Below are 24,965 nucleotides of genomic sequence, written 5' to 3' on the forward strand. Positions count from 1 at the left end.
ACTTAAAAAAATTAGCTATCGTTCGTGTTTTGTGGTAAAATGATTGTACTACATTTTAAGGGAGCGTTTTATTATGAAAGAAGTATTTCGTTTACAAACTGATTTTTCATCTTCATTTGATCGCTGGGTAAGTTCTTTCGTGTCTGATCACCCAGCACAATTAGAATGGACGACTTTAAAAGAATTAATCCATGAATATACAACATCACATACAAATGAGACATTACCAACATATATTTCTTCAGCTTTAACATATTACGCACAACGCGTTTCAACAACAAGTAACTCAGAAATTGTTATTTTTGAAAATCCTACAATCTCATAATCTATTATAAAAAGCACTGTAATGAGTGCTTTTTATTTATGTTCATTATTTTTTATTTTTCCAACTTATTCTCAAAAAATACAACTTATTTCATACTATATACCCTTCATAAATCTATTTGATTTTTCAAAAAAACAGATTAAAAAGATATTGACACTACGATTTTACAGTGCTAACATTCAACATGTAATTGAATATGGTCTCTGTTAGGTGAGGCTCCTGTATAGAGAAACGCTGCTGCCCAAAAATGTCGAGAGACGCCAATGGGTCAACAGGAAAGGTCGGAATGAAGGCCTTTTTTAACGTAGCTGGTTTCAGTACCTATGCTATACAGTGCTAAAACTCAACGAGGGAGAGGTGCATGTATTTTGTCATACACAAAAACTGTTTTTAGCTATGTTTACTAACAGGCTTTCGTGTGGACGTTTTTTAACTGTGAATTCAGACCTTTACTCGTTGTGAGTAAAGGTCTTTTTATGTCTTTATGCACCTGACTATGAAACAAACATAGCATATTCAGAAACTATTAAATTGTGCGGAGGTGAGGAACAGTGGCAAGTGATGATTCGGCCCAGATACCCATATGTTTTACGTTAATATTTCATCATGTAGGTAGGAAAGAAGCTGTTCCTCCTAATTTTAAATAGTCGAGTAACAGATTGTTTCCTCCTTCATGACAAAGGAGGAACTACCGATGTTAAATTTACAAAGACAAGAAACAAAGCATGCTTACGATCAAGATAGCATGCAAACAAATAACAAAGTATTAGTGGAAGTTGCAACACAAGATATAAACTCTGCATTAAAACTTCTAGAAACTACAGAAAATGGACTCTCTAAACAAGAAGCGTCCCGTAGACTTTCTTTATATGGTCCGAACGAAATTGCTCATAATAAAACGTTGCCTTGGTACATCCAATTTCTGCTGGCATTTAAAAATCCATTTATTTTTGTTTTATTAGCTCTTGGAGCGCTCTCTTTTTTCACAGATGACATGCAAGGAACAATTGTCGTATCTGTAATGGTACTTCTAAGTTCAACGATTCGCTTTTTACAAGAATTCCGCTCTCAAAAAGCCGCGGATAAATTAAAGGCTATGGTTAGAACAACCGCGAGCGTCTTTAGAATAGATGGATTTGTACACGAAACAAAAAACGTAACGAATTTAAATCGAAATTATACAATAGAAATTCCAATTGAAGAACTTGTACCTGGCGATATTATTTCACTTTCAGCCGGTGACATCGTTCCAGCTGATGTGCGTATTTTATCGGCTAAAGATTTATTTGTTAATCAGTCTTCATTAACTGGGGAAGCACTTCCTGTAGAAAAATACGAAAACTGCTACCATACAGAAAGCAAGCATATCTTACCGAAAAATATGAAAAAAAATTTCAATCCACTCGATATGGAAAACCTTTGCTTTATGGGTACGAATATTGTAAGTGGTAGCGCAAATGCTGTTGTCGTTTCAACAAGTACCGATACGTATTTCGGCTCTTTAGCGAATAAAGTAATCGGAAAGCGCGCAGAAACAAGCTTTGATAAAGGTGTAAACAAAGTAAGCTGGCTCTTAATTACATTCATGCTTATTATGGCGCCCATTGTCCTTCTCATTAATGGATTCACAAAAGGTGATTGGCAAGAAGCTTTCTTCTTCGCTATCGCTATTGCAGTTGGTCTTACACCTGAAATGTTACCAATGATTGTAACTGCTAATTTAGCTAAAGGTGCTGTGAACATGTCTAAGCAAAAAGTTATTGTAAAACAGCTAAATTCTATTCAAAACTTAGGCGCGATGAACATTCTTTGTACAGATAAAACTGGGACATTGACAGAGGATAAAGTTGTTCTTGTTAGACATTTAGATCCTACTGGTAATACATGCGATCGTGTATTACAGTTTGCATATTTAAATAGCTTCTATCAAACCGGATTGAAAAATTTAATAGATAAAGCTGTTATTGAGCATACAGAAGAAAAACAAAAGTTCGACCCTTCAACGTTTCAAAAACTAGATGAAATTCCATTTGATTTTGCCCGCCGTCGCATGTCCGTCATCGTCAAAGACATCTCAGGTGAACATACAATGGTTTGTAAAGGTGCCGTAGAAGAAATTTTATCCATTTGTAACTACACTGAATCAAACGGAAAGATTGTTCAACTTACCGAGGAAATGCGCTCAAATGTCAAACAACTAAGTGAGACATTGAATGGCGAAGGTATGCGTGTAATTGCTGTAGCTTATAAAAAAGATAGAAAAATAAATGATAAAGAGTACACGGTAAAAGATGAAACTAATATGATTCTCGCTGGATATATTGGCTTTTTAGATCCACCGAAACCATCTGCAGCTGTTGCTATTCAAGCATTACAGAAACATGGTGTACAAGTAAAAATTTTAACTGGTGATAATGAAATTGTTACAAAAAAAGTTTGTAAAGAAGTTGGATTGGATATTGGTGAGCCTATCCTTGGCTACGAGATCGATTCTTTACCAGATAAAGCATTAGCAAAACTAGCCGAAGAAACAGCAGTGTTCGCAAAACTAAATCCAATACAAAAATCTCGCATTATTCGTGCCTTACAGGGGAACGGTCATACAGTAGGTTATATGGGGGATGGTATTAACGATGCCGTAGCACTACGTGATGCTGACGTTGGAATATCTGTTGATACTGCAACTGATATCGCAAAAGAGTCTTCCGATATTATTCTACTTGAAAAAAGTTTAACTATATTAGAATCGGGTATTTTAGAAGGACGCACTACGTTTGGAAATATTTTAAAATATATTAAAATGACGGCTAGCTCTAACTTTGGAAATGTATTTAGTGTGTTAGTGGCAAGTGCTTTCATTCCCTTTTTACCGATGCTTGCCATTCACCTTTTAATTCAAAACTTGCTTTACGATATTTCACAGCTGTCTATTCCATGGGACAAAATGGATAAAGAATTTTTAGAAAAACCGAGAAAATGGGATACTGCAAACTTACGGAACTTCATTATTTGTATCGGTCCAATTAGTTCCATATTTGATATTATCACATACGTAGTCATGTGGAATGTCTTCGGTGCAAATACACCTAGCGAACAATCATTATTCCAATCTGGTTGGTTTGTCGTTGGACTGCTCACACAAACTTTAATCGTTCACATGATAAGAACACAGAAGATTCCATTCATTCAAAGTACTGCATCAGCACCGGTACTTTTATTAACCGCTTGTATTATGGCAATCGGAATTTATATTCCATTCTCACCGCTTGGTGCGGCCATTGGTTTACAAGCATTACCACTTAGCTATTTCCCTTGGCTAGTAGGAATACTATTAGGCTATGCTTTCTTAACACAATTCCTGAAAAAAGTTTATATTAAAAAGTTTCATAGCTGGTTATAAAGTGAAACTTTAATCAGTGGGGGGGTTTTTCATCCCCCACTGATTATTAGCCCACACCAATCGGGCTTTTACGGGCAGCCCGACCCCCACCTAACTGTTTTGTTTTCGCTTAATTTTGAGGTAGGGGTCTTACTGCCCGCAAATAGCGGGATAAAAACGAGAATGAGTGGGTACTCCTCACTCATTCTTAAAAACATAACACGTACTTATATGTATGGAGGTGACCATGATGGTATGGTATGACATTGTATTAAGATTATTTATCGCAATTATTATAGGTGCTTGCATCGGAATGGAAAGGCAATGGAGACACCGGATGGCCGGTTTACGGACAAATGCTCTCGTATCACTTGGTGCCTGTATATTTGTTTTATTATCCGTCATGCTTGATCATGATGCTAGCCCCTCACGTATTGCTGCTCAAGTTGTTAGTGGGATTGGCTTTTTAGGAGGCGGTGTGATTATCCGTGACGGTTTTAGTATTAGAGGATTAAATACTGCTGCTACTTTATGGTGTGCTGCTGCTGTCGGTACTCTTACAGGCGCTGGTTTTCTCCTTGCAGCTATATTAGGTGCAACCGGCGTTTTACTAGCAAATATACTACTTCGCCCGATCGCTCTCTTTATGAATAAAAAATCAAAAGAAGAATCACCTGAACAAACAAACTACTTCCTTTCTCTTACTTGTTCCGAAGAAAATGAAGCACATATTCGTTTTTTACTCATGCACATGGTAAGTACAGAAGGTCTCGGTTTAAAAGAGTTATATAGTGAAGATGTAGATTCTAAGCAAAAAGTCTGTATACAGGCTACATTACATTGCAAGACAAATGCGGCTATCTTAATTGAAAAAATAATAAGTAGAATGTTATTAGAATCTGGCGTTACTGCTGCTGGGTGGAAGACTTCTTTAAATTTAGAAGCGAGTTAAATATGAAAGGTGTCATGCTATTTACTACTTCATGACACCTTCTACATAAACTTATTTTCTAACTTTTGTTGAAACGACTTCTCTTGCTTACGTAGTAGTTGACTACCTCGTTGTAAAAGCGGTGTTCCATACTTATCATTAATTTGATCAATGACAGCAAGTAACGGTTCTTTTTTCGCATCCTCTTCAAATGAAAACAAATCTAATTGTTTCACCGATTCTGTCTTCCACTCTATTTCAGTAGCTGTAACACCTAGTAAACGAACGGAATCACCATCCCAATGTTGCTTCCATAAACGGGATGCTGCTTGAAAAATATCGTGTTCTTCCCAAATGGCATTTTTCAATTGCTTACTCCGTGTTACCGTTCGCCTATCATGGTATTTAATCATAATTTGAATATTATAGCTGACAAGAGTTCGCTTTTGTAATCTTTTACTCACTGATTTTGATAAACGTTCTAACATATCAAGTAACTCTTTCTCTTCATCCATATCCTTTGAAAAGGTCGTCGAATTACCGAAACTTTTATGCTGTCCCATTTGACTCGGATCAACTTCTCTATCATCCATACCTTTTGCACGCCTTTGTAAATCAACACCGTGCTTTCCAATTTTAGCGCGAATGATATGCTCGTCTCCCTTTGCCAATTGTTCAATTGTCTGTATATGAATATCATTTAATTTTTCAGCTGTTTTCTCACCAATTCCATGCATGGCTCCAACTGGAAGTGGCCAAATCAATTCTGGAATATCACGTTTTCGAAGTACAGTAATACCAAGAGGCTTTTTCATATCTGAAGCGGTCTTTGCTAGAAAAAGATTTGGAGCAATCCCAATACTACACGGAAGCTGTAGCTCTGTTAACAACGCTTGTTGAATCATCTTTGCTATTTCAAGAGGCGAACCGAGTGCATAGCAATCTGTAATATCTAAATATCCTTCATCTATAGAGACTGGTTGTATCTTTTCTGTAAAACGGGAAAGGATTTGAAACATTTGAAATGAAGCTTCACGATATAATGTGAAATTAGGACGCCTTACAACTAATTGTGGGCATAACCTTTTCGCTTCCCAAAGAGGCATCGTCGTACGTATTCCATATTCTCTCGCCTCATAACTACACGTTATAATAATTCCTTTTCTCTCTTTTTCATTTCCAGCAACCGCTAATGGCTTTCCTTGTAATGATGAATCATGAGCAATTTCAACAGATGCGAAAAAACAATTCATATCCACATGTAAAATAACACGGCCATTTTTCGGATACATTTCTCGCATAGTACTACCCCCTCCAAAGAACATTTGTTCCTTCATTATACCAAATTCATGTACAATATAATAATTACTTATTCTTTTCATCCTTATTTTTGCTATACTTAATACGAAATATGGATATCATTGTAAAAAGAGTGACTTATTATGAAATCTAATAGTAAACTTAACTATATCTTTCTCATTACTATATTAATCCTCTTAATTAATTACTTACTACTCCCCATTTTTAATATTAATACAGCTGGACTCCTCCCTCGTTTACTAAGTATCGTAACAACTTATATACTGCCATGGATTTTCTTATATTGGTTTATCCGCCTAGTGAAAGCAGTTGAATCAAAATAAAAAAGACGTGTAAACCATAATTGGTTCACACGTCTTTTTTATTTTATTACTTCGCTACTTCTTCAATAATTGCAACAACTAATTCTGCTGTTTTCGCTAATTCTTCAACAGGAATCTTCTCGTTTGTTGTATGAATTTCTTCATAACCAACCGCTAAGTTAACTGTTGGAATACCGTGTCCTGCAATTACGTTTGCATCACTTCCGCCACCACTTTGGTGAAGAGAAGGTGTGCGACCAATTTTTTCAGCTGCACGTTTTGCAACTTCTACAACGTGGTCGCCATCAGCAAATTTAAATCCTGGGTACATAACGTTTATTTCAACGTCTGCTTGACCACCCATATCTTTTGCAGTTGTTTCAAATGCTTCTTTCATTTTCGCAACTTGTGCTTCCATTTTCTCGTTGATTAAAGAACGAGCCTCTGCAAAGATTTGTACATGATCACAAACGATATTTGTTTGTGTACCACCTTCAAAACGTCCAATATTTGCAGTCGTTTCAGAATCAATACGACCAAGTGGCATCTTCGCAATTGCTTTCGCTGCGATCGTAATTGCAGATACACCTTTTTCTGGTGCTACACCAGCATGAGCTGTTTTCCCGCGAATAATTGCGTTCACTTTCGCTTGTGTTGGAGCTGCAACAACGATTTCACCAACTTTTCCATCGCTATCTAATGCGTAACCATATTTCGCTGTAATGCGCTCACGGTCTAATGCTTTTGCACCAACAAGTCCAGATTCTTCTCCAACTGTAATAATAAATTCAATTTTACCATGAGGAATATTTTTCTCTTTTAACACACGAATTGCTTCGAACATTGACGCTAATCCTGCTTTATCATCCGCACCTAAAATTGTAGTACCATCTGATACGATATATCCATCTTTAATAGAAGGCTTAATTCCATTACCAGGAACTACTGTATCCATATGAGAAGTAAAGTAAATTGTATCCACGCCATCTTTTGTTGCTGGTAAAGTACAAATTAAGTTACCTGCACCATGACCAGTTACAGACATTGTGTCATCTTCAAATACTTCTACACCTAAATCTGTAAATTTCTTTGTTAATACTTTGCAGATTTCTGCTTCAAATTTCGTTTCAGAATCTACTTGTACTAATTCCATAAATTCATTTACTAAACGTTCTTGATTAATCATAAGACTGCGCCTCCTGCACTACCATTATGTATGTAACACTACTAATTATAACAGAATTTCGCAAAAGTTTCGAAATACAAGACAAAAAACAGACGGTTTATATGTCTAGATAACCATCTGCTTTCGATTACTCATTTAACAATACCCAGCGCATATGATCTTCCCACACTCCATTTACCATTAACATCTTCCTAGATACACCCTCATACTGGAAGCCTATTTTCGTCACTACTTGTATAGATGCTAAATTACGCGGCATAATTGGTGCTTCTATACGATGTAAATGAAATTCCTCAAAAGCAACTGCAATTGCTTTTCTAAGCGCTTCTGTCGTATAACCTTTATTTAACTCTTCCTTATCTAATTTATAACTGAGTACACAAGATTGATAAATACCACGAACGATTAAATTAAATGAAATACAGCCAATTATTTTCGTGTCATCACCTTTTTTAAAAATCCATAGCCTAATGATCTTACCTTCTGTAAACTCTTTTCTATCCTTTTGTAGCTTTTTCTTTTGATAATCTAACGTAAAAAAATCCTCCGGTCTATACTCTTCCCAAGCTTTTAAAAATTCACGATTTCTGTCGTAATATTGAAGAATTTTTTCAGCATACGACTCATCGATTTCCCTTAAATGTAAGCGACCTGTCTCATATATTTTCATCATCGTATCTCCATTCTTCAGCTTGCAAAACAAAAACTCACAATCTATCTTTTAATATATTCTCTATGCATACTTAAATTTCCTGTTATATTTTGCAACCCCTTCCCGAAATTTGTCCTTTCTCTCCCCTTGTCCACAGTTTCATTTCTCGTTACAATGAAGGTGTACTGATTTGCAAGGAGGTTTAACGATGCATAAAAAAGCTCAAAAAGTTATGGTTTATATCATGCTAATTTCTATGCTTGTAACAACATTACTTGCTGGCGCAAGTATGTTTTGGTAAAAAGGGCGATGTGTTCGTCCTTTTTTTACGTTTTACACATAATAAAATAAACCATCTCGACATCGAGATGGTTTATTTTATATAAAACACAACCGCTACAATACTAAAGGAAAATGCCATTACTAACGCTATCACAAAACTCGTGTACTGTTTCTGCTGAAACGCCCCAATAACAAAAGTAAGATTAAGTAATGCCATCAATACAATCGCTACAACATAAGAGCATATATTAAAAGTTGCCAATATGAATGTAATCACAAATAGAAAGCCAATAAAAAACTGCATATACGAAATTTTTGGATTCAAGTACATATGAGCAACCCCTTTACCTATTTTTATCCCGCATTAACGGGGAATAACCTCGCACTGATTAAAGTTTCACTTTATCTTTCTATATTTTCATTAACGCATGGTTATGTACACATGTCAAGACAACTTATGATAAAAGAAAAAGCCAACCTTTGCGTTGGCTTTTTCATATGCAATGGCACCTTTTTCTTTTGCCAATTGCTGAAATGTTTTTTTCGACTTCACAATCCACACTTTTGTTCCAATTGGAATGCGATCAAATAAATATTCCACATCGTTTTTCTTCATTCTTATACATCCTTGTGAAATATACTTTCCAATTGAACTTGGTTGGTTTGTTCCATGTATTCCATATTTACTCCCATCAGTTCCTCTTGCATTAAACCCAATCCACCTTGATCCAAGTGGATTTTTTGGTGAACCACCTGGAATATCTTTTGCAATATAGTACGGATCCTTCGCTTTCATTACAATATCAAAAGTTCCTTCTGGGGTTAATTCATTCGTTTTTCCTGTCGCTATGGGAAAAATCTTTTGAATTTTCCCATCGTCAATGTAAGCTAGTTTATTCGTCGCTTTATTTACAATAATGAAAGGATCTCCGGCACGTGGATTATCACCAAGAGGCCAAATCGGCGATAAAGAAAGACATAATATGAAAGAGAGAAGATACGGCATAAATAATTCCTACCTTCTATATAAGTTCTTTTATATTATCCTTTCCCTTAAAGCGACTTTTAATGAGTAAATATTGCTCCATTTCATATACAAGTTGAACAAGTTTTGCACGTATTTCAAATTCTTCACGTGTGACTGGTAACGGCATTTCTCTAAACAATTCTCTCATTTCTTGAAGCTGCCTTAAGGAAATAACACCTGTACTTTCAGGGCTAATTGCATTCCCAATATTTTCAACAACATCGGCAATCATATCAGCTTGTTCATATGTCCACGATAAAGAGGCTGCCAATGGTATCATTCGCTCTAAAATTTCGAATTGTTGCATGCGCATATTAAAGTAACGATAGTAATAATCATCTTCGCGCATAAATGCATTCTCAAGCTTCTTAAAAGATAAATCTCTTGCTTCATTTAGCATATTCTCGGTTTCAATGAGTTCTGCCCCGCTCCAACTACTTTCTCGATTTCGTAAATACACAACCATTTCAAACAATATCGTTTTAAAATTACTTTCTATTTTATTCCGATACTCTCTTAGCTTATTTTCACTACTTGGCATATACATGTTCACTAATAACGCCACACTAATTCCTATCGTTAATATAGCAATTTCATTTCCAACTATAAGCCATGTAATGTGTTTCAATGAATATAGATGCATAACAATAACTGAACTCGTGACGATGCCTTCTTGAATTTTCAACATAACTGCAGTCGGAATAAATGTAAGTAATAATACGCTAATTGCAAGTGGGGTATAGCCAATTGTTTCAAAAATGCAAAATGCGAATACCATTGATAATACACAAGCTAAAAATCGATGTACCGATACTTGAAGTGATTTACGCTTCGTATTTTGTACACATAATATAACTAAAATACCTGCTGAACTATAAAATTCTAACCCTAATAACTGAGCAATAAAAACTGCCGCTCCTGTCCCTATTGCTGTTTTTACTGTACGGTATCCAATTTTAAACATATCATTACTCCTATATGTATAAACGTATTTACAGTTAGTATAAAAAAAGGATGACACAATGTCATCCTTTTCTACTTATTATTCACATAACCTTTTCATATTACAATATTTTTTGTAAAAATTGTTGCGCACGTTCACTTTTTGGTGCTGCAAAAAATTGTGCTGGCGGACTGTCTTCTACAAGGTTTCCTCCGTCTAAGAAAAGAACGCGATCTGCCACCTCTTTTGCAAATCCCATTTCATGTGTAACGATAGCCATCGTCATTCCTGTCGTCACTAATGATTTCATAACTTCTAGCACTTCCTTCACCATCTCTGGATCTAGAGCAGATGTCGGTTCATCAAATAACATTACTTCCGGTTCCATCGCTAACGCTCTCGCTATCGCTACACGTTGCTTTTGTCCCCCTGAAAGGCGATTCGGATACGTATCTTTTTTATTTAACAAGCCTACTTTTTCTAAAAGTTTCTCGGCTTTCTTTTCAGACTCTTGTTTCGTTACTCCTTTTACATTGATAGGAGCATACGTAATATTTTCTAATACAGTCATATGAGGGAATAGGTGAAAATGCTGAAATACCATTCCTACATTTTCACGAACGTGCATTATATTCGTTTTCGGATTCGTTACTTCTTCCGTTCCAATCCAAATGTGACCATTTGTTGGTGCTTCTAACACATTCATACAGCGTAAAAATGTTGATTTCCCTGATCCGGACGGTCCGATAATTGCAACTACTTCCCCTTTTTCAATCGTTGTTGTAATGCCTTTTAATACTTCGTTTTTCCCGAATGATTTATGAAGGTTTTCAATTTTAATCACTTTTTTTCATTCTCCCTTCAATTGCCTTCCCGACTAATGTAAGAATAATGACTAGCGTATAGTAGATCAGACCAACAAATAGTAGCGGCTCAAGATATTTAAACGTTTCACCGCCTACAATGTAAGCGCGGCGCATTAAATCCGTCGCACCTATTACTGTTACTACAGCCGACTCTTTCGTAAGCGTCGCAAACTCGTTTACAAGTGCCGGTAATATATTTTTTAAAGCTTGGGGAAAAATAATATTTCGCATCATTTTTCCATATGGAATTCCTAAAGCCATCGCTGCTTCTGTTTGTCCTTTATCAACCGCTTGAATGCCGGCACGGATGACTTCTGACATATATGCACCTGAATTCAAACTAAATGCTAGTACAGCCGCTAAAAAGGCTGGTATCTCATAACCAATTATTTGCGGGACACCAAAATAAATAATCATTAATTGCAATACAAGTGGTGTACCACGGAAAATTGATGTATAAAGATCTGCCGCTATATTTAATGCTCGTATTCTAGCAATCTTACAAAGTGCTAATAACGTTCCTAAAATAAATCCTGCTAAAGCTGATACTGCTACAATTTTCAAAGTAACTTCTAGCCCTTTTAATATATACGGTATCGAAGGCGTAATCGCTGAAAAATCCAAGTTCATTCTTTTCATTCCCTTCACAGAAAAGTGAAAGGCAGCTTATTTTCCGCTGCCAAACCACTTCTTCACTAATTTATCCATTTCTCCGTTTTCTTGCATTTTTTTAATCACTTTATTAAATTCAGCTGTTTTATCACTGTTTTTCGGAAGGGCAATTGCCGCTCCTACTTCTTCTGGTGCTTCTTTAATTTCAATTCCTTGTAAATCTTTCATTTTCTCTAAATAATTTTTTGCTACTGTATCTTCTAAAATCGCCGCATCAAAACGACCCGCTTTAATTTCTTGTACAATTTCTGGTATACGGTCACGTCCCTCAGCTTTGAAATCAACTTGTTTTTTAAATTCCGCCGCCTTCTCTTCTTGAATAGATCCTGTTTGTACCCCTACTTTTTTCCCTTTTAAATCCTCTACTGATTTAATGTTAGAATCCTTTTTAGAAACAATCATGTTTTTCGCAACAAAATATATATCTGTAAAATCTACATTATTTTTACGCTCTGCCGTTGGCGTCATACCTGCCATTACAAAATCAACTTTTCCTGAGCTAAGAGACGCTAATAAACCACCAAAATCCATATCTTTCACTTTCACTTCATACCCAAGTTCTTTTCCGATATACTTTGCAATATCAATGTCAAAGCCAATAATTTCATCACTCTTTGAAGCTTCTACATATTCATAAGGTTTATAGTCTGCTGAAGTTCCCATTACAAGTACTTTCTTATTTCCTTTTTCTTCTTTTACGTCCCCATTACTACACGCACTAAACATACTTACAATTAAAATAAGTGCAAACGATATCGATAATAACTTCTTCATCTTTCTTCCCCCTAATAATGTATATTTAAAAGTTTAATAGAATATTTATTCGATGTTTGTATTGTATCAGCAGTTTTATTTTTATGCAATATATAAAATAAAAATAAATTAAATAACATTAAATAACGCATTCTTAATGCATAAAAAACTGCATAACAAAACAAGATGATGTATATTCCATCGTTTTGTATAATTAATAAAAAAAAGGCGGTACACCCACTTAATCGTGGGCGTACCGCCTTTTCACTTATTTATAGTTCTTCACAATTTTCTTCAAAATACGATTGTAATTTCGCAATAACTTGCATCGGTTCATGACCTTCAATTTCATGACGTTCTACCATCGTTACAATTTTTCCATCTTTTAATAAAGCAAATGATGGAGAAGAAGGTGGATACCCTTCAAAATATTCACGAGCTCTTGCTGTTGCTTCTTTATCTTGACCTGCAAACACCGTTACAAGATGGTTAGGACGTTTATCATAATGTACGGAATGCGCAGCAGCAGGGCGAGCAATACCACCTGCACAACCACATACAGAGTTTACCATTACAAGTGTTGTACCATTTCTTTTAAACGCTTCTTCAACTGCTTCTGGTGTCGTTAATTCTGTATATCCAGCAGAAACGATCTCTTCACGCGCTTGACGAACAACATCATTCATAAAAAAGTTAAAATTAATCAATCTTTTCCCTCCTCTAAATCTACCTATTTGTATCTTACCAGTTAATGTTTATGAAATACAAGTAAGTTTACTTGTATTTCAGCATAGAAAAGGTGTTAGAGCTCTTGCTCTAACACCTTTTCTCAATGACCACGATGTTTTTGCTTTGCTTTTTGTACTTTTATAAAACGTTTTCTCTGCTTTTCAGCTTCCCGTTTCTCTTTAGATTGCACTTTCTGTTCTTGTTTATGCAGTTCATAAGATAAACTAATTGCTTCTTGTGCCTTTGTAAAACGTTTTACATTTACTTCTTTTGCCACTTCTCGTATGATACGTTTTATATTTTTTGGACGCTGTTTTTCTTTAATGTCCACACCACATTTTGCAACGTGCTGGAAATATGCTAACATTGGACCATTCACAAATATAAGTACTTCCTCGTCTGAAGGTTCCATTCCAAAAATATACCTCGCTCCATACAATTTCCCTTTTTCTTTATGCGTAATAATTCCAACATAAAATTGACCGTCGTGATATACTGTCAAATCCATTGACAGCCCCTCCTTTAATAAAATTAGCAATATTGGACATCCCGGAGGGGAAGGTTACTGACATGAAATCATGCGTCTGGACTACCGACCAGAGCTGTGTTTTTATATTTCTTTCATTATTATATATTCATTTCCATAATTTTCATATATTCAACAATCATTTTTTTATGCGATCCAACAATATAGTCAGGTAGCTCCGTTACTGGAAAGAATTTAAGCTGAACCGCCTCTTCTTTATTCATAACAAAATGTCCTTCGTATTCATCCGTATAATAGGCTGTCGTTACAGATTGAAATTCATCACCGTTTGCTAATTTTGTAAAATAGTTCGCTCCAGAAAACACATTGATTAATCGTAAGTTCTTTACTTCTATACCTGTCTCTTCATATACTTCACGGTAAGCTGTTTCTTCTGGTGATTCACCAAGCTCCATGAGCCCGCCAGGCAGCCCCCATTTTCCATACGGTTCTGTTCGTTGTTGCAATAATACATCTCCATGTTCATTTATAACGAGTACAACAGCACCAACTAAAATTAAAGGGCGATGACCAACTATTTTTCGTAATTCTTCTACATATCCCATCGTATCGCCTCCTTTTTTGTTGTCCACACTATTGTATCATATGTATGAAACGACAAAATGCGTATATTTTTCATTTTTTTAACAAAATATTTATTTTATGTGCTTCATCTACTGTAGCTAACATAATAGATTCGACTTCTGTACTCTCCTCTAGAAATTCTCTCGCCCACGCTTCTGTTTTTCCTAATAAAGCAAGAACATCTTTCTGAATCCTCCCATCCTTTACTAATACAAAAGAAACTGGAGATTTTTTTCCCGCCACTTTAAGATCAAGTCGCGAAACTGCTTCATATTCTGGATATCTAAATATAGAAACGACACCGTTCGCTTCCCATAATGCTAATTTGATTGTTTGAATATCGCTCACATTTCGCATACGAAGTTCCGAAAATAAATATTCCACGGTAATTCTCGCTTTTTTCAAATTGCTAAAATCAATGGAACCATTGTGTATAAGAATGATAGGTGCTGGCTCTAAAAAACGTCTCCATCTATCCCATTTCAGCATTAAAACTGAGCTTATAATATGAAGTACAACGAGTATGAACGTTGTAATCATCGAACCGAGTAACCCTACTTTTTCATCAGACAATGCGTTAGAAATATTCCCACCAAGCAATAGCACTAATACAACATCTAAAAAACGAAGTTGTGCGATAGATCTTTGCCCCATCGCTTTCGTAACTAATATTAAAAATACGTATGCTATTATAGCCCGTACAACCCATTCCATATTTGAAAGGTGCCGTGCCCCTTCAAAAATATGCATATGCATCATTCGCACCCCATCTCAAACTGCTAGTCTGTTTTAGTTTGCAACGTTTAAGAGCATATATGTAAAAAAGCTAGTTCGTTTTTACACGAACTAGCTTTTTTACTTAACTGAAAACATATATTTTTTATACGTTTTCCGTACCGATAATATGAGACCCATCATAATCATATTCGAGAACAAGGAACTTCCCCCATACGATAAGAAAGGCAATGCAATCCCTTTTACAGGCATTAATCCAACGATCATACCGATGTTTTGGAATATTTGAACCGTTAATATCCCAATTGATCCAGCACATAATAATGTACCGAATAAATTATCAGCAGAATAACCAATAATAATTGTTCTATATAGTAGTAATAGGAACAAGAACACAACTAACGCTGCTACGATAAATCCACCTTCTTCGGCAATTGTAGCGAAAATAAAGTCAGTATGCTTCTCAGGGATATAGACGTTCCCTTCGCCAAATCCTTTCCCTTCCATACCGCCACTACCTACAGCTAAAATCGATTGCTGCGTTTGATAACCTTGATCTGTATGTTCAAATGGATCTAACCAACCTAAAATACGTGATTGTTGGTGAGGTTTTAGTAAAGTAACTAACTTATTAAAGAAGAAATCCTCATACCTTACGTAAATAAATATTAACGTAGTTAATATGGTGACTGGAATAACTGTACATAACGCTATCAATTTCTTCTGAATACCTGACATAAATAAAATACATGCAATGGCAGCAGCATATAAGAACACCATCCCTGTATCCGGTTGGCTATATACAACAGCCATAGGCGGGAGGGATACTAGCACAATTTTACCTACTAATTTTAAGTCCGTTTGGAATGTCCTTGCCATATACTGTGCATTATGTTTCACTGCTATACTTGCTACTACGAGAAGCAATGAAATTTTGAAAAACTCAGACGGCTGAATTTGTCCAACTAGCGGAAATACAAACCATCTTTTTGCACCTAATTTTTCAGGTGTGAAAGTGGAAACTGGTAGTATTTTCAAAAGAATAAGTGAAGCAAATCCAACGATATAAAGTGGCCAAGACAATTTTTGTAATTGATCTAGGTCAATGCTTGCAACAAGCAATAACAATACAACCCCAATTATGTAGTTCAAACCCTGTTTCATCGCAAAGTTTGCCTCTCCATATTGGCCAGTTTGCTGACTGCTATATATAGCAGCTATACTCGTAACACATAGTGCACACAAAATTAAAATTAATTTTACATCTAAACTTTTTAGAAACTCGGTACTTCTTTTCATGACATCCTCCTGAAACATTGTTACAGCAAAATAAAAAACCAGGAGTCAACATTCTTCATGTTTTGACGACTGATTACACATTATCTATAAAACACTTATATAGAATAACTCTCTTTTTCATACAATACAATATATTATACTACAGTTTCATCAGTAAGATTTGCCAAAAAAATTATTCTTTTCTTATTTTATATCTATATACCATATATCAGCAATGTATTTTCGTAAATTCCTAATACATAATCGTTCATTGTAAGATTACTGGGAAAAGTGTTGTACATACAGTAGAATGCAAATGAAGAAATAAGATGATAAAAAGCTCGCATAAGCGAGCTTTTTATTAATATACAGATGTATTATTTTCTGACATGTTTTCTAAAATTTCTTTTACACGTCCTAAGAACTTACCACAAATTAAACCATCAAGTACACGGTGATCAAGTGATAGACATAAGTTAACCATGTCACGAGCACCGAACATACCGTTATCCATGATTACTGGGCGTTTTACAATTGATTCAACTTGTAAAATAGCTGCTTGTGGGTAATTAATAATACCCATAGATTGAACAGAACCGAATGATCCTGTGTTATTAATTGTAAATGTTCCGCCTTGCATTTCGTCCGCTTTTAACGATTTCGTGCGTACTTTTCCTGCAAGCTCTGTAATTTCACGAGCGATACCTTTAATTGTTTTCTCGTCCGCTTGCTTAATTACTGGTACAAATAGTTCTTCCTCTGTTGCAACAGCGATAGAAAGGTTAATATCTTTCTTCTGAACGATTTTATCGCCAGCCCACATAGAATTGATTTGAGGATACTCTTTTAACGCTTGTGCTACTGCTTTTACGAAGAAAGCAAAGAACGTTAAGTTAAAGCCTTCGCGCTTCTTAAAGTCACCTTTAATTGAATTACGGTATGACACAAGGTTTGTCACATCTACTTCAATCATCATCCAAGCGTGTGGTGCCTCATGTTTACTACGTAACATATTCGCTGCAATTGCTTTACGCACACCTGTTACTGGAATTTCGATATCGCCAGGCATTGTCGGTACAGAAACTGGTTTCGCAGCTTCTACTTTTTGCGATACTGGCGCTGCTTTTTGTGCTTCTGGGCGCGCTTCTACTACTGCTACAGCTTCCTCTTTTTTCGCACCTACTTGCGGAATGTTTCCAGATTCCACTAGTTTTAAAATATCTTTACGAGTGATACGACCATTTGCTCCCGTACCTTCTACTAAATCTAAATCAACGTTATGCTCGCCCGCAAGTTTTAATACCGCTGGTGAAAAACGTGGTTTTCCATCAGTTGGTTGTTTTACTTTCGGCGCTTTTTCAGGCGTAGTTACTTCTGCCTTCGGTTCTTCTTTTGTTTTTTCTTCTACAGCTGTTGCTGCTACTTCATCCGCGCCTTCTACTTGAATGACACAAACTACTTCACCTACAGCTAACGTATCGCCTTCACCAGCGATTAACTCTTTCACAATACCAGTGAAAGAAGATGGTACTTCTGCATTTACTTTGTCAGTCATTACTTCTGCAAGCGGATCATACTTATTTACGTGATCGCCAACATTAACGAGCCATTTACTAATTGTGCCCTCTGTAACGCTCTCCCCGAGCTGAGGCATTGTAATATTTTCTACAGCCATGTATAGTCCCCCCGATTAAAATTCCGCAAGTTCACGCATTGCTTTTTCAACTTTATCTGGATTTACCATAAAGAATTTTTCCATTGTTGGTGCATATGGCATTGCTGGAACATCTGGGCCTGCAAGACGTGCAACTGGTGCATCTAAATCAAACAGACAATTTTCAGCGATAATTGCCGCCACTTCACTCATAATGCTTCCTTCTTTATTATCTTCTGTTACAAGAAGAACTTTACCTGTTTTAGAAGCAGCTTCAATGATTGCTTCTTTATCTAATGGATACACAGTACGTAAATCAAGAATGTGTGCAGAAATGCCATCTTGCGCTAACTTCTCAGCTGCTTGAAGAGCAAAGTGAACACATAATCCGTAAGTGATAACAGTAATATCATCACCTTCACGTTTTACATCTGCTTTTCCAATTGGTAATACGTAGTCATCTTCTGGCACTTCACCTTTAATTAAGCGATAGGCACGCTTATGCTCAAAGAATAGTACCGGATCTTCATCACGAATTGCAGCTTTTAATAAGCCTTTTGCATCATATGGTGTAGAAGGGATAACAATTTTTAAACCTGGTTGGTTTGCAAACATCGCTTCTACAGATTGTGAATGATACAATGCACCGTGAACACCCCCGCCAAATGGCGCACGAATTGTAACTGGACAAGTCCAATCGTTGTTAGAACGATAACGAATTTTTGCTGCCTCAGAAACAATTTGGTTTACTGCTGGCATGATGAAATCAGCAAACTGCATTTCAGCGATTGGGCGCATACCATACATCGCCGCACCAATTGCTACCCCAGCAATTGCAGATTCTGCAAGCGGTGCATCAAGTGCACGATCTTCACCAAATTGATCATATAAACCGTGTGTCGCTTTAAACACGCCACCTTTTTTACCAACATCTTCTCCTAAAACGAATACTTTCTCATCGCGTTCCATTTCTTCGCGCATTGCTAATGTAATAGCATCAATATAAGACATTACAGCCATGAAACGTTCCCCCCTATTCTGCGTATACGTGCTTCAATGCATCTTCAGGTGCTGCATACGGAGCATTTTCTGCATATTCTGTTGCTTCATTTACGATATGCATAATTTCGTCTAACATTTGTTTTTCAAATTCCTCAGTTAACACGCCAGCTTCTTTTAAATAAGCTGCAAATGTTATAATTGAATCTTTTTTCTTTGCTTCTTCTACTTCTTCTTTATCACGATAAACACGATCATCATCGTCACTAGAATGTGCTGTTAAACGATATGATACTGTTTCAATTAAAGTTGGACCTTCACCACGTCGGCCGCGGTCTGCTGCTTCTTTTACAGCTTTATATACTGCAAGCGGATCGTTTCCGTCTATTGTATATCCAGGCATACCGTAACCAATTGCACGATCTGATACGTTTTTACATGCTAATTGTTTTTCAACCGGAATAGAGATTGCATATTTGTTATTTTCACACATGAAAATAACAGGTAGTTTGTGTACACCAGCAAAGTTTGCCCCTTCATGGAAGTCACCTTGGTTTGAAGAACCTTCTCCAAATGTAACGAACGTTACTAAATCTTTCTTCTCCATTTTTCCAGCTAACGCAATACCAACTGCATGTGGTACTTGTGTTGTTACTGGAGATGAACCTGTCACAATACGATTTTTCTTTTGACCGAAGTGACCAGGCATTTGACGACCACCAGAGTTTGGATCTCCAGCTTTCGCGAAAGCTGACAACATAAGCTCTTTAGCTGTCATACCAAACGCTAGTACAACACCCATATCACGGTAGTATGGTAATGCATAATCTTTCTCTCTATCAAGAGCGAACGCTGCTCCAACTTGTGCAGCCTCTTGTCCTTGACAAGAAATTACGAATGGAATTTTACCTGCACGGTTTAATAACCACATACGTTCGTCAATTTTACGTGCAAGTAACATCGTACGGAACATTTCTAATACTTGCTCATCACTTAAGCCAAGCTCTTCATGGCGCTTTTCTTTTACTTCTGCCATTTTTCATAACCTCCTAAATCCACATTTTTATGCGTGTAACGCTCTTCCATCTACAGCAAGTGCTGCTTCACCAATCGCCTCAGATAATGATGGATGCGGATGAATTGTATGTGCTACTTCCCAAGGTGTTGCATCAAGTACTCTTGCAAGACCAGCTTCAGAAATCATATCTGTTACGTGTGGTCCAATCATATGAACACCAAGAATGTCATTTGTTTCCTCATCAACTACAAGCTTTACAAAACCATCAGATTCTCCGTATACAAGCGCTTTTCCAATTGCGCGGAATGAGAACTTACCTACTTTTAACTTATAGCCTTTTTCTTTCGCTTCTTGTTCTGTTAAACCGACAGAAGCAACTTCTGGACTGCTATATACGCATTTTGATACCATAGAGTAATCAATTGGCGTAACTTCTTTCCCTACAATATGTTCTACTGCAACAATTCCTTCGTGAGAAGCAACGTGAGCAAGTTGTAAGCCACCGATTACATCTCCAATTGCGTAAATATGAGATTCTTTCGTTTGATAAAACTCATTTGTTTGAATGTATCCTTTTTCCACAACGATATCCGTATTCTCTAAACCAATATTTTGCGTATTGGCTTGTCTTCCTACAGATACAAGCATTTTTTCTGCTTTAAATTCTTTATTCTCACCGTTATGTTCAGCTTGAATTGTTACTCCATTATCTTTTACCAATGTTTCTGGTAATACTTTTGCACCAGTCACCACTTTAATACCTTTTTTCTTGAACAGACGTTGCATTTCTTTTGAAACGTCCTGATCTTCTAGTGGTAAAATCGTTTTCGCATACTCTAACACTGTAACTTCTACACCGAAGTCAGCAAGCATAGATGCCCACTCAATACCAATTACACCGCCACCAACGATAATGATCGAACTAGGAAGCGTTTCCATTTTTAGGGCATGATCTGAAGACATTACATACTCTCCGTCTAACTCTAAACCTGGTAATGAATTTGGACGAGAACCCGTTGCAACAAGTACATTTTTTGGAATTAACATTTCATTCTCTTCTCCACTTGCAAGTTCAACTGAAATTGTCCCTGGCATCGGAGAAAAAATAGACGGGCCAAGAATACGGCCAATACCTTCAAACACATCAATTTTACCTTGTTTCATTAAATGTTGAACACCTTTATGAAGCTGCGTTACAATCTTCTCTTTACGCTCTTGTACTTTTGCAAAGTTTAGTTCTACATTACTTGCAATAACTCCGAACTCTTCGCTTTTTTTAGCAGTTGCGTATACTTCCGCACTACGTAAAAGAGCTTTACTAGGAATACATCCTTTATGCAAACAAGTACCACCAAGATTTTCTTTTTCAACAAGTGCTGTTTTTAATCCTAGTTGTGATGCGCGAATTGCAGCAACATATCCACCTGTACCGCCGCCAACGATGACTAAATCATATTCTCTTGCCATTATCTCAACCCCTAGCTACTGTTTGTTTTTCTCTTACCACATACTCTTTCGGCGCTTCTTCTTCACGTAATACACGAAGTGCTCCTTCTGCTAACGCTTCTAACTCATCTTCCCCTGGATGTACGATAACATCTGCAATCCAATCCACTCGTTCTTTTATTTCATCAACAAGTATTTTACTGTATGCAAGTCCACCAGTTAATACGATTGCATCGATTTTTCCGTGAAGTACAGCACTAGCTCCGCCAATCTCTTTCGCAACTTGATATGCCATTGCTTTATAAATAAGAGTTGCTTCAGGATCGCCTTTTTCAACCATTTGTTCTACTTTAATTGCATCATTTGTACCGATAAGACTTACAAGTCCACCTTGTCCGACAAGTTTTTTAACCATTTCGTCTCGGTAATACTCACCAGAGAAACACATCTCAACTAATTGTCCTACTGGTACTGTACCAGCACGCTCTGGACTAAATGGTCCTTCTCCGTTTAAGCCATTATTAACATCGATAACTTTTCCTTTTTTATGAGCACCAACTGTAATACCGCCGCCCATATGTGTAACTAATAAATTTAAATCCTCGTATTTGTGGTTTAATTCTACAGCCACTTTACGAGCAACTGCTTTTTGGTTTAATGCATGGAAAATACTTTTACGTTCCATACCAGCAATACCGCTTATACGAGCAATCGGTTCCATTTCATCTACAACGACAGGATCCACAATGAATGCTGGAATATTTAATCCAGAAGCGATTTCATATGCTAAAATGCCTCCAAGATTCGAAGCGTGATGACCGCTAAATCCATTTTTCAAATCTTCTAACATTGCATCGTTTACTGTGTATGTTCCGCCTTCTATTGGACGAAGTAATCCACCACGCCCACAAACAGCGTTCAATTTTGAAATGTTAATACCGTGAGAATGTAAAACTTCTAATATTGTTTCTTTTCGAAACTCATATTGGTCGATAATTCGTTTATATTTCCCAATCTTTTCTTCATCATGACGAATTGTTTCTTCTAAAACAGGTCTTTCATTATCAAAAACACCAATTTTTGTGGATGTACTACCCGGGTTAATAACAAGAATTCGATTTAAGGACAATGTTGCTACCTCCACTAATAAATTCAAAAGGACGTGGAAACCTCATAAGAGGTAACCACACCTTTTGTAAAAGTTATATATGAATGATTAGCGACGGCTAATAATGTCGTGACCGTTGCGTAAGTATGTGCTACGAGAGTTTTTCAAGCTTGCAATGCGCTCTTCAGCTAAACGATCTGCTGCTACATAAGTTGCTATGCCATCGCGTTTTGAAATTTCGATTACTTTTGCAATTGTGTCATAAATTGACTCAACACGTTTTAGCGCACGTTCTCTATTATATCCATATAATTCGTCTGCTACGTTAATTACGCCACCTGCATTAATTACATAGTCTGGTGCGTATACAATACCCATTTCATGAATGATGTCGCCGTGACGATCTTCTTTTAATTGGTTATTTGCAGAACCCGCGATTACTTTTGCTTTAAGTTGTGGAATAGTTTCATCATTAACTGTTGCGCCTAATGCACATGGTGCGTAAATATCACATTCAACACCGTAAATTTCATTTGGCTCAACTGCTGTTGCACCGAATTCTTCTACTGCACGTTGTACAGCTTCTTTATTAATATCTGTAACAATTAATTTTGCTCCTTCAGCGTGTAAATGTTTGCATAGATGATATGCTACGTTACCAACACCTTGAACAGAAATTACTTTTCCTTCTAGATTATCTGTACCGAACGCTTCTTTCGCAGCTGCTTTCATACCACGGTATACACCATATGCAGTTACTGGAGATGGGTTTCCAGAAGAACCGAATGAAGGTGAAATACCTGTTACAAAGTCAGTTTCTTCATGGATAATATCCATATCATCTACTGTAGTACCAACATCTTCAGCTGTAATGTAACGTCCGTTTAATCCTTGAATATAGCGTCCTAACGCACGGAACATCGCTTCACTCTTATCTTTACGTGGGTCACCGATAATTACTGTTTTCGCTCCACCTAGATTTAAACCAGCTGCTGCGTTTTTGTATGTCATCCCTTTTGCAAGACGCAATGCATCTTCAATCGCCGCTTCTTCAGAATCATATGTCCACATTCTTGTTCCACCAAGAGCCGGTCCAAGTGTTGTATCATGAATTGCAATAATTGCTTTTAAACCTGATTCTTTATCTTGACAAAATACTACTTGCTCATAATCATATTTTTCTAAGTATTCGAAGATTTCTAATGTCATTGTCGTTTCCCCCTAATGTTTTACCCTTTTTGGTTTATTTTGAAGCAGTCGTAACTGCCAACGCTAATGAATATACTTTTGTTTCTGCTGAATCAGCACGAGATGTTAAAACTATCGGTGCTTTTGCGCCAGCAATCATCGCTCCTACTTTTGCATCTGCAAAGTAAACAAGTGATTTATAGAGCACATTTCCAGCTTCAATCGTTGGGACGAGTAAAATGTCTGCCTTACCTGCTACATCACTTACTATGCCTTTATGCTCTGCTGCGATTTGTGATACTGCATTATCTAAAGCAAGTGGTCCATCAACGATACAATTTTTAATTTGTCCGCGGCGATTCATTTGTGTTAACATCGCTGCATCAATTGTCGCCTGCATCGCTGGATTCACAACCTCTACTGCTGCGATTGGTGCCACTTTTGGCAACTCGATTCCTATTGCCCGGGCAACTTCTACAGTATTTTGTATAATAGCAGTTTTTTGTGTTACATCAGGTGCGATGTTCATCGCTGCATCTGTAACGAAAATAAGACGATCGTAATTTGGAACTTCAAATGCTGCTACATGTGAAAGCACGCTACCTTTACGTAACCCCCACTCTTTATTTAACACAGCCTTTAAAATATTCGCTGTTGGGATGTTGCCCTTCATAAGCACATCTGCTTCACCGTTTCTCACAGATTTAACAGAAAGCTCTGCAGCCTCAGCACTTGACGCTGCTGCAATCACTTCAATGTGGTCTGAAGTTTGTAAACCATGTTCTTGTAGCATCCCCATTATTTTTTCTTGATTTCCATATAGACGAAATTGAGCTAGCTGTAATTTAATCGCTTTCGCTACAGCTTCAATTACTTCATGATCTTCAGCTACTGCTACAGCTACAGTTTTTTTAGGCTGTCCTGCTGCTTGATCAATTAAGTGTTCTAACTTCATATTTTGTAATCAACCCTTTCCGTCGTCCCTCGTTTATTTATAAAGCAAATACCGTGCCAACTTTTTAAAGTGGTCTTACCAATAATGAAAACGCATTCAAAATGCA

Annotated in this window: 26 protein-coding genes and 1 riboswitch; of the genes, 5 read left to right on the forward strand and 21 right to left on the reverse strand. The window is 36.7% G+C overall.

Going from position 1 to position 24,965, the window contains the following annotated elements; translation table 11 throughout:
• Positions 1-73: 73 nt before the first annotated feature.
• From ACS2MN_RS14290 to ACS2MN_RS14300, 3 genes are all read left to right on the forward strand, one after another.
• On the forward strand, positions 74-325 hold the full coding sequence (locus ACS2MN_RS14290; RefSeq protein WP_000665712.1) for a DUF3932 family protein: 252 nt from the start codon (positions 74-76) through the stop codon (positions 323-325).
• Positions 326-520: 195 nt separating this feature from the next.
• Positions 521-688: riboswitch (M-box (ykoK) riboswitch) on the forward strand.
• 331 nt (positions 689-1,019) lie between these two features.
• Complete coding sequence (mgtA, locus tag ACS2MN_RS14295; protein WP_346994724.1) at positions 1,020-3,725, forward strand: magnesium-translocating P-type ATPase; 2,706 nt, start codon at positions 1,020-1,022, stop codon at positions 3,723-3,725.
• Positions 3,726-3,954: 229 nt separating this feature from the next.
• Positions 3,955-4,656, forward strand: coding sequence for an MgtC/SapB family protein (locus ACS2MN_RS14300; protein WP_000262353.1), 702 nt, complete (start codon positions 3,955-3,957; stop codon positions 4,654-4,656).
• A 41-nt stretch (positions 4,657-4,697) separates the two neighbouring features.
• Here ACS2MN_RS14300 and ACS2MN_RS14305 read toward each other — a convergent pair whose 3' ends face one another.
• Positions 4,698-5,936 (reverse strand): DNA polymerase IV, encoded by a 1,239-nt coding sequence (locus ACS2MN_RS14305; RefSeq protein WP_346994722.1) that lies wholly within the window; start codon positions 5,934-5,936, stop codon positions 4,698-4,700.
• Positions 5,937-6,077: 141 nt separating this feature from the next.
• Between ACS2MN_RS14305 and ACS2MN_RS14310 the strand changes: the two genes are divergently transcribed.
• Entirely contained in the window at positions 6,078-6,278 is a 201-nt protein-coding gene (locus ACS2MN_RS14310) for a hypothetical protein (RefSeq protein WP_080595619.1), read from the forward strand.
• Between the two features lie 46 nt (positions 6,279-6,324).
• Here ACS2MN_RS14310 and ACS2MN_RS14315 read toward each other — a convergent pair whose 3' ends face one another.
• Positions 6,325-7,443, reverse strand: coding sequence for a tripeptidase T (locus ACS2MN_RS14315; RefSeq protein ID WP_000609819.1), 1,119 nt, complete (start codon positions 7,441-7,443; stop codon positions 6,325-6,327).
• A 127-nt stretch (positions 7,444-7,570) separates the two neighbouring features.
• Positions 7,571-8,116, reverse strand: a complete 546-nt coding sequence (locus ACS2MN_RS14320) for a GNAT family N-acetyltransferase (protein ID WP_002044843.1) — start codon at positions 8,114-8,116, stop codon at positions 7,571-7,573.
• Positions 8,117-8,303: 187 nt separating this feature from the next.
• Here ACS2MN_RS14320 and prli42 point away from each other — a divergent pair, with 187 nt between their 5' ends.
• Positions 8,304-8,396, forward strand: a complete 93-nt coding sequence (gene prli42, locus ACS2MN_RS14325; protein WP_000549039.1) for a stressosome-associated protein Prli42 — start codon at positions 8,304-8,306, stop codon at positions 8,394-8,396.
• A 72-nt stretch (positions 8,397-8,468) separates the two neighbouring features.
• Here the strand turns inward: prli42 and ACS2MN_RS14330 are convergent, their stop codons facing one another.
• From ACS2MN_RS14330 to yqiS, 18 genes are all read right to left on the reverse strand, one after another.
• Positions 8,469-8,708, reverse strand: coding sequence for a DUF3894 domain-containing protein (locus ACS2MN_RS14330; protein WP_000281159.1), 240 nt, complete (start codon positions 8,706-8,708; stop codon positions 8,469-8,471).
• Between the two features lie 114 nt (positions 8,709-8,822).
• On the reverse strand, positions 8,823-9,383 hold the full coding sequence (locus ACS2MN_RS14335; protein ID WP_001146536.1) for a L,D-transpeptidase: 561 nt from the start codon (positions 9,381-9,383) through the stop codon (positions 8,823-8,825).
• 16 nt (positions 9,384-9,399) lie between these two features.
• On the reverse strand, positions 9,400-10,368 hold the full coding sequence (locus ACS2MN_RS14340; RefSeq protein WP_000472694.1) for an aromatic acid exporter family protein: 969 nt from the start codon (positions 10,366-10,368) through the stop codon (positions 9,400-9,402).
• 100 nt (positions 10,369-10,468) lie between these two features.
• A complete protein-coding gene (locus ACS2MN_RS14345) occupies positions 10,469-11,191 on the reverse strand; it encodes an amino acid ABC transporter ATP-binding protein (RefSeq protein WP_000590221.1) in 723 nt (240 codons plus the stop codon).
• Positions 11,184-11,843 carry an amino acid ABC transporter permease gene (locus ACS2MN_RS14350; protein ID WP_001046918.1) on the reverse strand — a complete coding sequence of 220 codons (660 nt, stop codon included), beginning with the start codon at positions 11,841-11,843 and terminating at the stop codon, positions 11,184-11,186. Before ACS2MN_RS14350 ends, ACS2MN_RS14345 begins: the two co-directional genes overlap by 8 nt.
• 36 nt (positions 11,844-11,879) lie before the next feature.
• Entirely contained in the window at positions 11,880-12,659 is a 780-nt protein-coding gene (locus ACS2MN_RS14355; RefSeq protein ID WP_000735464.1) for a transporter substrate-binding domain-containing protein, read from the reverse strand.
• Between the two features lie 251 nt (positions 12,660-12,910).
• Positions 12,911-13,324 (reverse strand): BrxA/BrxB family bacilliredoxin, encoded by a 414-nt coding sequence (locus ACS2MN_RS14360; protein WP_001979317.1) that lies wholly within the window; start codon positions 13,322-13,324, stop codon positions 12,911-12,913.
• Positions 13,325-13,467: 143 nt separating this feature from the next.
• Positions 13,468-13,875, reverse strand: a complete 408-nt coding sequence (locus ACS2MN_RS14365; protein WP_200203367.1) for a YjdF family protein — start codon at positions 13,873-13,875, stop codon at positions 13,468-13,470.
• 119 nt (positions 13,876-13,994) lie between these two features.
• Positions 13,995-14,459: an NUDIX hydrolase gene (locus ACS2MN_RS14370; RefSeq protein ID WP_000542539.1), complete on the reverse strand. Its 465-nt coding sequence runs from the start codon at positions 14,457-14,459 to the stop codon at positions 13,995-13,997.
• Between the two features lie 70 nt (positions 14,460-14,529).
• The gene (locus ACS2MN_RS14375) at positions 14,530-15,234 is read right to left on the reverse strand and encodes a DUF421 domain-containing protein (RefSeq protein ID WP_000550952.1); all 705 of its coding nucleotides are present in this window, start codon (positions 15,232-15,234) and stop codon (positions 14,530-14,532) included.
• 99 nt (positions 15,235-15,333) lie between these two features.
• Positions 15,334-16,512: an FtsW/RodA/SpoVE family cell cycle protein gene (locus tag ACS2MN_RS14380; protein WP_000831187.1), complete on the reverse strand. Its 1,179-nt coding sequence runs from the start codon at positions 16,510-16,512 to the stop codon at positions 15,334-15,336.
• Between the two features lie 340 nt (positions 16,513-16,852).
• Positions 16,853-18,166, reverse strand: coding sequence for a dihydrolipoamide acetyltransferase family protein (locus tag ACS2MN_RS14385; RefSeq protein WP_346994721.1), 1,314 nt, complete (start codon positions 18,164-18,166; stop codon positions 16,853-16,855).
• Between the two features lie 15 nt (positions 18,167-18,181).
• Positions 18,182-19,165: a 3-methyl-2-oxobutanoate dehydrogenase subunit beta gene (gene bfmBAB, locus ACS2MN_RS14390; protein WP_000290072.1), complete on the reverse strand. Its 984-nt coding sequence runs from the start codon at positions 19,163-19,165 to the stop codon at positions 18,182-18,184.
• Between the two features lie 13 nt (positions 19,166-19,178).
• The gene (gene bfmBAA, locus ACS2MN_RS14395) at positions 19,179-20,180 is read right to left on the reverse strand and encodes a 3-methyl-2-oxobutanoate dehydrogenase subunit alpha (RefSeq protein WP_000852549.1); all 1,002 of its coding nucleotides are present in this window, start codon (positions 20,178-20,180) and stop codon (positions 19,179-19,181) included.
• Between the two features lie 27 nt (positions 20,181-20,207).
• A complete protein-coding gene (gene lpdA / locus ACS2MN_RS14400; protein WP_346994720.1) occupies positions 20,208-21,629 on the reverse strand; it encodes a dihydrolipoyl dehydrogenase in 1,422 nt (473 codons plus the stop codon).
• 4 nt (positions 21,630-21,633) lie between these two features.
• Positions 21,634-22,737 (reverse strand): butyrate kinase, encoded by a 1,104-nt coding sequence (gene buk, locus ACS2MN_RS14405; RefSeq protein WP_000056190.1) that lies wholly within the window; start codon positions 22,735-22,737, stop codon positions 21,634-21,636.
• Positions 22,738-22,824: 87 nt separating this feature from the next.
• Positions 22,825-23,925, reverse strand: a complete 1,101-nt coding sequence (locus ACS2MN_RS14410; RefSeq protein ID WP_000171363.1) for a leucine dehydrogenase — start codon at positions 23,923-23,925, stop codon at positions 22,825-22,827.
• A 34-nt stretch (positions 23,926-23,959) separates the two neighbouring features.
• Entirely contained in the window at positions 23,960-24,859 is a 900-nt protein-coding gene (gene yqiS / locus ACS2MN_RS14415; RefSeq protein WP_000763063.1) for a phosphate butyryltransferase, read from the reverse strand.
• Positions 24,860-24,965: the final 106 nt, after the last annotated feature.

Origin of the sequence: Bacillus cereus group sp. BceL062, from assembly GCF_051780025.1 — a bacterium.
Lineage (GTDB): Bacteria > Bacillota > Bacilli > Bacillales > Bacillaceae_G > Bacillus_A > Bacillus_A toyonensis.